Genomic DNA, 11995 nt, shown 5'->3' with positions numbered 1-11995 from the left:
TAAGGCTAGCCAGGGCTCATTCGGTCCGTGCACTGACGTCGCCGAGTGCGGCGGTGATGGCCCGCGGCAGCTCCAGGGTTTCCGCGGCCAGGACCCCGGTGAGCTGCCCGATATCGCGGGCCCCGACCACCATGCTCGCCACGCCCGGTTGATCGCGAATCCAGGCCAGCGCCACCGCCAGCGGTGAGGTGCCCAGGCCGTCGGCGGCGGTCACCACCGCATCGACCACCCGCACCGCGCGGTCGTCGAGGCCGGCATTGATCTCCGCGGCGGTCGCCTCGTCCGCGCCGCGCGAATCGGCGGGCACCCCGTCGCGGTACTTGCCGGTGAGGATGCCGCCGGCCAGCGGTGCGGTGGCGATGATGCCGAGCCCGTGATGCTGTGCGGCAGGCACGAATTCGTGTTCGACCCCGCGCGCCAGCAGCGAGTAGGGGGTTTGCGCGGCGGTCAGTGGCGCGGCCGCGGCGAGGGTCGCCAGCTGCCAGCCGTCGTAACCGCGCACTCCGGCGTAGCGCACGCGCCCGGTGCGCACCGCGTATTCCAGTGTGCCCGCGACCTCTTCGAGCGGGGTGTGCGGATCCCAGGCCGCGACGGTCCACAGATCCAGATGATCGGCGCCCAGCAGCGCCAGCGTCTGATCGAGCTGGCGCATCATGGTGCGCCGCGAGGCATCCACGCTCCAGCGCACCGGGGCGGGCCCGGCGGCCGGATCCGAGCGCACCGGCCGCTGCCCCGAGCACACACTCAGCACCAGATCATCGCGCCCGATCTCGCGCACCAATGGTCCGAGGATGCGTTGTGCCGCACCATCGCAATAGGCGGGTGAGGTGTCCACGAGAGTGCCGCCCGCTTCGGCGAAGGCCACCAATTGCGCGGCCGCGTCGTCGGTATCGGTCTCTCTGCCCCAGGTGTGGGTGGCCAGGCCGAGGCGGGAGACTCGAAGTCCGCTGCGCCCCACCGTCCGCTGTTCCATCACCGCGCTTGCACTTTCGTCACACGCGTCAGCCTAAGGGCACATGTCCCCGCAACCCCGCTATGCCTCGCGCGGCACGTCGGATGATCGCGGTGAGCGCGGCCCGGCCTGTAGGGTCGCGGCGAGTTTGCGTACGGGTGCGCCAATTGCGTACCGGCAGCCGATGATTCGGAACTGGAGTGTGAGTGGGCGAGTCGATGACGTGGGTGCAGGCCCTGATTCTGGGTCTGGTGCAGGGCCTGACGGAGTTTCTGCCGATTTCGTCCTCGGCGCACATGCGCATCGTGTCGGCGGTGTTCTTCGGCGATGATGCGGGCGCGTCGTTCACCGCGGTCACGCAGCTGGGCACCGAGGCGGCGGTGCTGGTGTATTTCGCCAAGGACATCTGGCGAATCCTGGTGGCGTGGTGCACGACCGTGTGGTGGCGGCTGACCGCTTACCACCCCCCACAGCTGCCGTTGCACGAGCAGCCGACCACCCATCTGCCGGTCTACACCGAGGACGGAGCGATCGAATTCATCCTCGATGAGGACGAGCAGCGCGAGCTGGACTACCGGGTGGGCTGGTATGTGATCATTGCCACCGTCCCGATCGGCGTGCTGGGTTTTCTGCTCAAGGACCAGATCCGTACCGGCGCACGCAATTTGTGGCTGATCTCCACCATGTTGATCGTGTTCGCGCTGGTGATCGCGGTCGCGGAGTACTACGGCAGCAAGCGCCGCCCGATCGAGGAACTGACCACCCGCGACGGACTGATCATGGGTTTCGCGCAGTGCCTGGCACTCATCCCGGGCGTGTCGCGTTCGGGCGCCACGTCCTCGGCGGGGTTGTTCCTGGGCCTGACGCGCGGCGCGGCCGTGCGGTTCTCGTTTCTGCTGGCGATTCCGGCGGTGGTGGCCTCGGGCCTGTTCAGCCTGCCGGATGCTTTCGAACCCGCCGGTGAGGGCCTCAACGCCTCGGGCACCCAGATTCTGGTGGCGACGATCGTCTCGTTCGTGGTCGGTTATGCCTCGGTGGCGTGGTTGTTGCGCTTCGTCACCAAGCACTCGCTGGACTGGTTCGTGGGCTACCGCATCGTGCTGGGGCTGGCGGTCATGGCGCTGCTGATGACCGGCGTCGTGTCCGCGACCTAGCAAGTAGGCTGTCCCGGTGACGGTGATCCTGTTGCGGCACGGCGTCTCCACGTCGAACACTGCCCGCACCCTGGCCGGCCGCAGCGCGGGCGTCGATCTGACCGACCGCGGCCGCGAGCAGGCCCAGATGGTCGCGGGGCGGCTCGCAGCCCTGCCGATCGAGCACATCGTGACCTCGCCGCTGCTGCGCTGTCAGCGCACCGTCGCCCCGCTCGCGGACAAGCTCGGTATCGAAGCAGAACCCGATGAGCGACTGCTCGAGGTCGATTACGGCGACTGGACCGGGCGGGCGCTGAGCGAGCTGGTCAGCGAGCCGCTGTGGAAGATCGTGCAGCAGCACGCGTCGGCGGCGGTGTTCCCCTCCGGAGAAGGTTTGGCGCAGGTGCAGTTCCGGGCCGTGTCCGCTGTGCGCGAACACGACCGCCTCCTGGCAGAGAAACACGGTACTGATGTGTTGTGGGTGGCGTGCACCCACGGAGATGTCATCAAGTCGTTGCTGGCGGATGCGTTCGGCATCCACCTGGACGGTTTCCAGCGCATCGTGGTCGAGCCGGCCTCGATCAGCGTGGTCCGCTACAGTCCGACCGCTCCGTACGTGTGGCGGTTGAACGACACCGGCACGGATCTGTCGACACTGGCGGCGATTTCGCCGCACACCGGTGGTGAATCGAGATCCGGACCGGTACCCGGCGGCGAAACGGGCACTACGGGTAGTGGCGATAATGGGGTTACGGAGCGCCCCGAGTCTTAGTGGTGAGTGAGCTTTCAGGAGGTGCCATGGGCCGAGCAATCCATATTTTCCGCACCCCCGATCGTTTCATCGCCGGCACTGTCGGCGAGCCCGGCGACCGCGCTTTCTACCTGCAGGCCGTGCAGGATCCGCGCGTGGTGAGCGTGTTGCTGGAGAAGCAGCAGGTGAAGGTGCTGGCCGATCGGATGGGTCTGCTGCTGGACGAGGTGGCGCGCCGCTTCGGCACCCCGGTGCCGCCGCAGGCGGCCGCTGTCAGCGATATCGCACCGCTGGTCACACCCATCGAATCCGAATTCCGGGTCGGCACCATGGGTTTGGGCTGGGACGCGGATGCGGGCGCGGTGGTGGTGGAGCTGCTGGCCATCACCGAAACCGAGGTCGACGAATCGGTGGTGCTCGATGACACCGAGGAGGGCCCCGACGCGGTGCGGGTTTTCCTGACCCCGATCCAGGCGCGCGAATTCGCCTTGCGTTCCACGCGGGTGATCGAGGCGGGCCGTCCGCCGTGTCCGCTGTGCGGGGAACCGCTCTCGCCCATCGGCCATATGTGTGTACGCACCAACGGGTACAAGCGTGGCGATATCTTCGGCGCCACCACCGAGCTAGAGGACTGAATCTTGACCGACCACCCGCTGCGCACCGCCGATCTGACGGTGATCGGGCAGGTCACCACCGCCAGCAATGTGACGCTGGTGTGCGAGACCGACCCGGCCGGGACCGACGGCGCGGCCGTGCGCGTGGTGTACAAACCGGTGCGCGGGGAACGGCCGCTGTGGGACTTCCCCGACGGCACCCTCGCCCAGCGTGAGGTCGCCTCGTATCTGGTGTCGGAAGCCTTGGGCTGGGGCGTGATTCCCGAGACCGTGCTGCGGGACGGGCCCTACGGGCCGGGCATGGTGCAGCGCTGGATCGACAGCATCGAGGACGGTCCGGAACTGGTGGATCTGGTGGCGGCCGGCGAGATCCCCGGCGGATACCGGGAGGTGCTGCGCGCCCTGGATCCCTCCGGGCATCCGGTGTCGCTGGTGCATGCCGATGATCCGCGACTGCTGCGCATGGCGGTGCTGGACGTGCTGATCAACAATGCCGACCGCAAGGGCGGTCATGTGCTCTCCGGGGACGACGGGCGCGTGTACGGGGTCGATCACGGCATCTGCCTCAATACCGCACCGAAGCTGCGCACGGTGCTGTGGGGGTGGGCGGGGGAGACCCTCGCCGACGAATTGCTCACCGACATCACGGTTTTGGTGAAAGCGATCCCCGGGGAGCTGGGCGGGCGGCTCTCGGAGTTGATCACCGACGCCGAAGTGGAGGCGCTCGCGGCGCGCGGGCAGGGGCTGCTCGAGCATCCGGTGCTGCCGCAACCGACCGGGCAGCGTCCGATCCCCTGGCCCGCGTTCTGACGGCCCGCGTTCTGATCCGGTGGTCTCGAATCCGGCTGCGTCGAATCCGGCGTGTTAATCCGAAAACGTTGCTTGCATTATGATTTCAACCATTGACGTGCGCTATCGCCGCATTGAGGTGCAGGTCGGCCCTATCGCCCCACGGTGGTGCGAGGTACCGGTGACCGGGGGCGGACGCCCCCGGCGCCGATCACACCGTTAACCTCGATTCATGCAGTCCTGGTCCGATACCGCAGTCCCGACCGTCCCCGGATCCGGACCCGCGTTACGTTTGTTCGACACCGCCGACCGGCAGGTGCGCCCGGTGACCCCGGGTAAGACCGCGACAATGTACGTCTGCGGCATCACCCCCTACGACGCCACCCACCTCGGGCACGCCGCCACCTACCTGACCTTCGATCTGGTCAATCGCCTGTGGCGCGATGCCGGGCACGAGGTGCACTACGTGCAGAACGTCACCGATGTCGACGATCCGCTGTTCGAGCGCGCCGACCGCGACGGCATCGACTGGCGTGATCTGGGCACCCGGGAGATCAACCTGTTCCGTGAGGATATGCAGGCGCTGCGTGTGGTGCCGCCCGCGCAGTACGTCGGCGCGATCGAATCGGTGCAGGAGGTGGTCGAACTGGTCGACAAACTCCTGGCGTCGGGGGCCGCGTATGTGGTCGACGATGCGCAGTATCCCGATGTCTACTTCCGCCACGACGCCACCGAGCAGTTCGGCTACGAGTCCGGCTACGACCGGGTGACGATGGACCGCCTGTTCTCCGAACGCGGCGGCGATCCGCAGCGCGCGGGCAAACGCGATCCCATCGACGCGCTGCTGTGGCGGGCCGAGCGCCCGGGCGAGCCGTCCTGGCCGGCCCCCTTCGGCGCGGGCCGTCCCGGCTGGCATGTCGAGTGTGCGGCGATCGCGCTGAACCGCGTGGGCACCGAATTCGATGTCCAGGGCGGCGGCAGCGATCTGATCTACCCGCACCACGAGTACTCCGCCGCCCACGCCGAAGCCCTGGTCAAGGGCCGTCGCTTCGCCCGCCACTACGTGCATGCCGGGCTGATCGGCCTCGACGGCGAGAAAATGTCCAAGTCCCGCGGCAACCTGGTGTTCGTCTCCACGTTGCGCCGCTCCGGCACCGACCCCTCCGCCATCCGGCTGGGCCTGTTCTCCGGCCACTACCGTCAGGACCGCGAATGGTCCGATGCGGTCCTGACCGAAGCCCTCTCCCGCCTGGACCGCTGGCGCACCGCCGCCGCCCTCCCCTCGGGCCCGGCCGCCGATGACACCATCGCCCGCCTGCGCCAGCACCTGGCCGACGACCTCGACACCCCCAAAGCGATTGCCGCCGTGGACAGCTGGACCCAGCACGCCCTCGAATACGGCGGCCCGGACGCTGCTGCCCCCGGCCTGATCCGCGACGGGGTCGATGCTCTGCTGGGCATCACCCTGTAGCGGAGGTCCACTGGATCCATTCGAACACAACACATCTCATCGAAGGCCACGCGACGCCGGGCGTCGATGGCGTGACGGGGCCTTCGGCTCCTCCCGTACGAGTGGCGTTGCGCAGGAACAGCGGTAGCCGGCGGCGGCTGATCGGACGGATCGGCTGCGCAACAGCCTCAGCGGCCACACCGGGCGGCCTGAGCGGTCAACGATCGGCGCGGAGCGGCAAATATTGCCGCCCCACATCGTTTTGTGACCGCTCAGGCCGGACCGCGCACACCTGCGACACTCGTGGCGAACAGGGCCAATGGCCGCCGCCGATCGACGATCCCGCATGCCCGACAACAAGATTGCGGGTCGCCAGGGCGCCGACCGGGCAGTTGTCTGCGCCCACTCCCGCTCACGGCGTGTTGACGATACGGTGAGGCTTTGATGCTCTCATCCTCAATGAGGAGGTTCGACGGTGACTGCGGTACCCGGGTTCGATAAATTCCGTGCTGTGCGCAAGCAGCTGCGTGCGGGCGGTGATCTGCTGGGGGCGGTGCGCCGGGATCCGCGGATCGTGCGTGATCTGGTCGCCGGGTTCACCGGGCGGGCCGCTGAGGACGTGCCGGTCGATCTGGGGGAGCATGTTCCGCCCGCCGGGTTGGGTGAGTTCACCCGCAGCGCGCACGCCCAGCAGGGTGTGGACAGTGATGCGGCGGCGACGCTGGCGTATCTGCTGGATTTGCAGCACATTCCGCAGTGGATCACCTTCCATGCCGGCTGGCGGGGTGAGGCGCCCGGGCAGGCCGAGGCGGGGCAGCAGTTCGCTCAGGTCGCGAAATTCATGGGCATTCCCGCTGATCTGCGGTGGACGGTCGCCGAGGTCGGCGAGAGCGGGTTGCAGTTGCGCGGTACCGGGCCACAGGGGTTGACCCTGGGTCTGTGGATCACGGTGGCGGCGCGGGGGTCCGGGGCGATGGTGTACCTGGATGCGGGGTTGGCCGGGCAGCCGATCGACGGTCCGCTCGGGGCGACGGTGGCGCGCAGTCTCGGTGATTCGCTGCGTGATTCGCTCACCGCGCTGCCCGCGCATATCGCCGATTCCCCCGCCACCTCGCGGTCGTCGCGGAAGGCGGTGCGGCACAAGGCTTCCGGTGTGGTGCTCGCGCCGACCACGCCGGTGCTGGTGGGTGTGGGCCAGGTGGTGAACCGGGTGCCGGATACGGGGTCTGTGGATCCGTCGGTGCTGGCGGTGCGCGCACTGCGGCAGGCCGCGATCGATACCGGCGCCGGCAACGGTCTGCTGGCCCGCGCGGATGCGGTGTTCACCGTGTCTCCGACGTCCTGGCAGTACCGGGATCTGGGCGCACTGGTTGCTACCGCTGTCGGTGCGGGACAGGTCGATACCGTGCAGTCGAGTCCGTTCGGTGGCGACGGCGGGCAACTGGTGATCAATGAGGCGGCGGCCGCGATCGCGGCCGGCGACTACGACATCGTGCTGGTGACCGGCGCCGAAGCGGGTGCGACGCAGGCCGCGGCGCAGCGTGCGGGCATCGAATTGCAGTGGCCGGTCCAGGATTCGGCGGTGCATCCCACGCGCACCGTCGGTATCGACAAGCCTGCCAACAATGCCGCCGAGACCGCCGCGGGCCTGCTGGCCCCCATCAATATGTATGCCCTGCTCGAGTCGGCGAACCGGCACCGCCTGGGCCGCACCCCGGCCGAGCACGCGCAGGACGTCGCGGAGCTGTGGTCGCGCCTGTCGGCGGTGGCGGCGGCGAATCCGAATGCGTGGCAGCCGCACGAGGCCGACGCCGCCGAGATCGCGACCGTGTCCGAGTCCAATCGCATGATCTCCACGCCCTATACGAAACTCGAATGCGCGAATCTGACCGTCGATATGGCCAGCGGCATCATCATGTGCAGTGCCGCTGCCGCCGAAGCGGCCGGGATTCCGCAGGACAAGTGGGTGTTCCTGCATGCGGGCGCCTCGGGTGCGGATGAATGGTTCGTGACCGAGCGCACCGAACTGGCGGCCTCCCCGGCGGTGCGCGCCCTGGGTGCGGCGGTGCTCGAGCACAGCGGCCTGAGCGCCGGGGACTTGACTCATATCGACCTGTACGCGTGTTTCCCGGTGGCGGTGCAGATCGCCGCGCGCGAGCTGGGTCTGCCGATCGATGATCCCAAGCGGCCGCTGTCGGTGACCGGCGGGCTGACCTTCGGCGGCGGGCCGGGCAACAATTACGGCGGGCATGCGGTCGCGACCCTGGTGCAGCGGTTGCGCGAGGATCCGGCGGCATTCGGCCTGGCCACCTCGCTGGGCTGGTATCTGACCAAGCACGCCCTGGGCATCTATTCGGCCACCCCGCCCAAGAGCGCCTACCGCCATCTGACCCCGGTGATCGAGCATCCCCCGGCCCGCAAGGCCCGCACCGGCTACGACGGCCCCGCCGTGGTCGAGGCCTACACCCTGCCCTACGGCCGCGACGGGCTGCCCGAGGCGGCGATCCTGAGCCTGCTCACCGACTCCGGTGAGCGAATTCTGGTGCGCACCACCGAATCCGCCACCTTGAGCGCGCTCACCTCCGACGAGGACTGGCTGGGCCTGCCGGTGAGTGTCACCGGCGATCAGGTCAGCGTGAGCGGTACGCAGCGCCTGCCATTGCCCGCGCCGCCTCCGGCTCCGGTGCTGATCGAGCGCCGCGGCCACATCATGATCATTACGATCAATCGGCCCCGCGCCCGCAATGCCATCGACCTGGCGACCGCGCTGGGCCTGGAACGCGCCATCGACGCCTACGAGGCGGACCCGAACGCCCGCATCGCCATCCTCACCGGGGCGGGCGGATATTTCAGTGCCGGAATGGATCTCAAGGCCGCCGCGCGCGGTGAGGTGCCGATCACCGAGAAGCGCGGCATCCTGGGCATCGTCTCCCAACCCCCGCGCAAACCCCTCATCGCCGCGGTCGAGGGCCCGGCGCTGGCGGGTGGTTGCGAACTCGCCCTGGCCGCCGATCTCATTGTGGCCGCGGAGGATTCGACCTTCGGCCTTCCCGAGGTCAAACGCGGCCTGGTCGCGGTCGGCGGCGGCGTCCTGCGCCTGTCGCAGCGCCTGCCGCGCGCCATCGCCATGGAGCTGACGGTTACCGGTGACCCCATCACCGCCGCCCGCGCCGCCGCCCTGGGCCTGATCAATCAGGTCGCAGCCCCGGGCAAGGCTCTCGCCGCCGCCCTGGAACTGGCCGAACGCATTGCCGTGAACGCCCCCCTGAGCATCGATGCGGGCAAGCAGATCATCGACCAGTGCCCCGATTGGACCACCGCCGAAGCCTTCTCCCGTCAGGGCCAGGTCGCCGCGGCCGCCCTGTCCTCGGAGGATGCCGGCGAGGGCATGCGCGCCTTCGTCGAAAAACGCCCCCCGGTCTGGCGCGGCCGCTGACGACCCGCGCACACCGCCCCAGATGCGCTCGACAGCCCGCACAGTGCTCCACCGCTACCCTTCGACCGGGTCAGCTCGCCGCGTCCCTACCCTCGGGCCGGGTAGATCCTGTCCGGGCGCGATGGCACTGCCGGGTCGGTGTCTGCGGGTGGAGTCCGACGAAGTCGCACGCCTCGAATTCCTCACGGCCTGCGCCGAGTGTGACGCCCGAGGCGGCGGACGGGAATCGGATCAGCTCCGTGCCCGGTCGCCCGCAATTGCCTGTGTACGGGACAAGGGCAGTGCTCCCACCGAGCGGATGCGATGGCGGGCGATCGTGTGCATCGGCCGGTGAGCAAATATGGTGTCGCACAGCTGTTCTCGGCCGGTGACGCGGCCGGGCGGGCTGGTTTGCGACTCGACGAGGGATTGAGCATGCAGTTGCACGGGCTGGTCGCGGACACACGTGCCCTCGGCGATGTTGTAGACGACCTGCTGCTGGCTGCGTCCGCGCGGCACGAACGTGGATGGGCGAGCTTTCGTGGTCCCCTTGGGGCCCAGCTCGGCGGCCAGTCCCTCGCAGAGAGCACGGATCGCGCGGCGTGAAAGCGCCACGGCCACTGATCGGCGGCCGCTCCTGCGCGCGGGGGCGGCCGAGTTCGAAGAGAGGTACCTATGGCATCGGCTGATTCCGGTGAGTCCGCACTCGAACTGCGCCGTGACGGGATGGTGTTGCCGGCCCGGCATTTCGGCGCCGACGACGGGCCGCTGGTGCTGCTGTTGCACGGGTTCCCCGATACCCCGCACGGTTGGGACGCGCTGATTCCGGCGCTGGTGGGCGCCGGATTTCAGGTGCTGACGCCGTGGCTGCGCGGGTATACCCCCGATTCGGCGGTGCGGGGCGCGCGCTATGACCTGATGGCGGTGGCCGAGGACATCGCCGCCTGGCATCGGGCGCTGGGCGGGCCGCCGACACATCTGGTCGGCCATGACTGGGGTGCGTTCGCTGCCACGATTCTGGCGAAACAGCATCCGAGGCAATGGCTTTCACTGACCCTGCTGGCGATACCCCCGTTCGGCGGCGGCCTCGCACCGGGGGCGGCGCGGCATCTGCCACGCCAGATGATGATGTCCTCCTACATCCCGGTCATGCAATCAGCGGCCTCACCGCGGCTGCTCACGCGCGACGATGCGGCATTCGTGCGACGGCTGTGGCAGCGATGGTCCCCGGGCTGGGAGTTCACCGACGCCGACTTCGCCCCCACCGCACAGGTTTTCACCCACCGCGAAACAGCCTGGGCGGCAACTCGCTACTACCGCTCCCTGTTCACGGTCCATCGCGCCCCGACCCGGGAATTCCACCGCCTGCTCCTGGCCGACCCCGCCCCCCTCCCGACCTTGGCACTGTCGGGCTGCCGCGACGGGTGCATGTCACCGGATCTGCAGCGGGCCTTGGCCGAAGCCGCCGGTGCGACCACCGCACAGCTCCCCGGCAGCGGCCATTTCCTGCACGCCGAACAGCCCGCAGCCGTCGCCGAACACCTCCTGCCCCACCTGCAGGCACATTCCCGCTAGCCACAGGCCCCGACTTCACGCCCGCATATCGCGCCCGAGCCCGCTGCGCACGTTCGGCTCGGCGCGTTCGATGACCACGCCGGCGCGCCGAACCAGCGAGTATGACTGCCGCCCACCGACGACAGTCCGATTGCGCCGGTCGCAGGCGTGCAAGCGCTTTCGCACGAACCCCGCCCGGCGGATCGCGTCGTGTGGGTCCGGACCGAACTGCGCATCGATGGCGCCCGCGCCCGATTCTGCTGTGACGGTGACCGTTTGGAGTCGATCTGCATCACCCTCAGCGACAGCATCGAATCGCAGCTGTACGAGGAGGGCCCCCGGTCAGTGTGCTGCGTACGCGCCCGCGTCGATGTCCTCGAGCAGGGTCGGGCCGGTGGGTGTCCAGCCCAGTAGTTCTCGGGTTCGGGTGCTGGTCGCCGCGAGGTCCATGGCGAAGAAATTGCCGATCCAGCCGAAGTGGTCCAGGACGTCTTCGGGGGCGATCGAGGCGACGGGCAGGTCGAAGCACCGGCCGATGGCTTCTGCGATGTCACGGGCGAGGACGCCCTGTTCGGCGACGGCGTGCAGCCGGGCGCCTGCGGGTGCTTTCCCGAGGCCGAGGGCCACGAGCCGGGCGGCGTCGGAGCGGTGGACGGCGGCCCAGCGGTGGGTGCCGTCAGCGGGGTAGCCGGAGACGCCCTTGGCGCGGGCGATCGCGGCGATGACCGCGATGAATCCGTGGTCGCCGGTGCCGTGCACGGTGGGCGCGAAGCGCAGGCTGACGCTGTGCACGCCGCGGTCGGCGAATTCCAGGGCCAGGTTCTCGCTGCCGCCGCGCGGGGAGTTCGGTCCGTGGGCGGCGGAGGGGTCGTCCTCGGTGCCGGGGCGGCCCTGGGTGAGGCCGGCGACGCCCGAGGCGAGCAGGAACGGGCGGCCGGTATCGGCGAGGGTGTCGCCGATGGTCTGCACGGCGGCCCGTTCGGCCGCGTTCGAGACGGCCGGGTGGGAGAAGTCGTGTTTGTTCGCGAGATGGATGACCGCGTCGGCCTTCTCGGCACCGGCACGAATGCTGCCGAGGTCGTCCAGGTCCCCGCGGCGAACCTGGACACCCTTGGCGTGCAGGGCTGCGGCGGAGGCGTCGGATCTGGCCAGCCCGGTAACCGTGTGGCCGCCGGCGAGCAGTTCATCGACCGTGGCGGAGCCGATCCATCCGGAGGCTCCCGTGACGAAAACGTGCATGATGTGATCTTCCTTCGACTGGTGGCAGCGATTGATGTCAGTCGCTGACATCAGCCTACGCTTCTATGTCAGTCACTGTCATCGCTAGACTCGAGCGC

General features: G+C 69.0%; 11 protein-coding genes. 7 read left to right on the top strand and 4 right to left on the bottom strand.

Translation table 11 applies throughout. The features are described from left to right. Nucleotides 1-16 precede the first annotated feature (16 nt). Complete coding sequence (locus tag OG716_RS09555) at nt 17-973, bottom strand: aldo/keto reductase (RefSeq protein ID WP_327139616.1); 957 nt, start codon at nt 971-973, stop codon at nt 17-19. Nucleotides 974-1170: 197 nt separating this feature from the next. Here OG716_RS09555 and OG716_RS09550 point away from each other — a divergent pair, with 197 nt between their 5' ends. From OG716_RS09550 to OG716_RS09525, 6 genes are all read left to right on the top strand, one after another. Then, nucleotides 1171-2106 carry an undecaprenyl-diphosphate phosphatase gene (locus OG716_RS09550; RefSeq protein WP_405137287.1) on the top strand — a complete coding sequence of 312 codons (936 nt, stop codon included), beginning with the start codon at nt 1171-1173 and terminating at the stop codon, nt 2104-2106. 16 nt (nt 2107-2122) lie between these two features. After that, the gene (locus OG716_RS09545) at nt 2123-2857 is read left to right on the top strand and encodes a histidine phosphatase family protein (RefSeq protein WP_405137286.1); all 735 of its coding nucleotides are present in this window, start codon (nt 2123-2125) and stop codon (nt 2855-2857) included. 26 nt (nt 2858-2883) lie between these two features. Further along, nucleotides 2884-3471: a DUF3090 domain-containing protein gene (locus OG716_RS09540; protein WP_355121468.1), complete on the top strand. Its 588-nt coding sequence runs from the start codon at nt 2884-2886 to the stop codon at nt 3469-3471. 3 nt (nt 3472-3474) lie between these two features. Then, nucleotides 3475-4260, top strand: coding sequence for an SCO1664 family protein (locus OG716_RS09535; RefSeq protein WP_405137285.1), 786 nt, complete (start codon nt 3475-3477; stop codon nt 4258-4260). Between the two features lie 211 nt (nt 4261-4471). Further along, a complete protein-coding gene (gene mshC, locus OG716_RS09530) occupies nt 4472-5710 on the top strand; it encodes a cysteine--1-D-myo-inosityl 2-amino-2-deoxy-alpha-D-glucopyranoside ligase (RefSeq protein WP_405137284.1) in 1239 nt (412 codons plus the stop codon). A 454-nt stretch (nt 5711-6164) separates the two neighbouring features. Next, complete coding sequence (locus tag OG716_RS09525) at nt 6165-9125, top strand: crotonase/enoyl-CoA hydratase family protein (RefSeq protein ID WP_405137283.1); 2961 nt, start codon at nt 6165-6167, stop codon at nt 9123-9125. Nucleotides 9126-9356: 231 nt separating this feature from the next. Here the strand turns inward: OG716_RS09525 and OG716_RS09520 are convergent, their stop codons facing one another. Then, entirely contained in the window at nt 9357-9725 is a 369-nt protein-coding gene (locus OG716_RS09520; protein WP_405137282.1) for a hypothetical protein, read from the bottom strand. Between the two features lie 54 nt (nt 9726-9779). Here OG716_RS09520 and OG716_RS09515 point away from each other — a divergent pair, with 54 nt between their 5' ends. Then, nucleotides 9780-10679 carry an alpha/beta fold hydrolase gene (locus OG716_RS09515; protein ID WP_405137281.1) on the top strand — a complete coding sequence of 300 codons (900 nt, stop codon included), beginning with the start codon at nt 9780-9782 and terminating at the stop codon, nt 10677-10679. Between the two features lie 15 nt (nt 10680-10694). On the opposite strand, the gene OG716_RS09510 is transcribed toward OG716_RS09515, so the two are convergent. Next, nucleotides 10695-10844 carry a hypothetical protein gene (locus tag OG716_RS09510; RefSeq protein WP_405137280.1) on the bottom strand — a complete coding sequence of 50 codons (150 nt, stop codon included), beginning with the start codon at nt 10842-10844 and terminating at the stop codon, nt 10695-10697. Between the two features lie 156 nt (nt 10845-11000). After that, entirely contained in the window at nt 11001-11897 is an 897-nt protein-coding gene (locus OG716_RS09505) for an SDR family oxidoreductase (RefSeq protein ID WP_405139607.1), read from the bottom strand. Nucleotides 11898-11995: the final 98 nt, after the last annotated feature.

This window comes from Nocardia sp. NBC_01388 (assembly GCF_045040085.1).
Classification (GTDB): Bacteria; Actinomycetota; Actinomycetes; order Mycobacteriales; family Mycobacteriaceae; genus Nocardia.
Note: the sequence above shows the minus strand (reverse complement) of the source record. Positions and strands in the feature narration are given on the sequence as shown.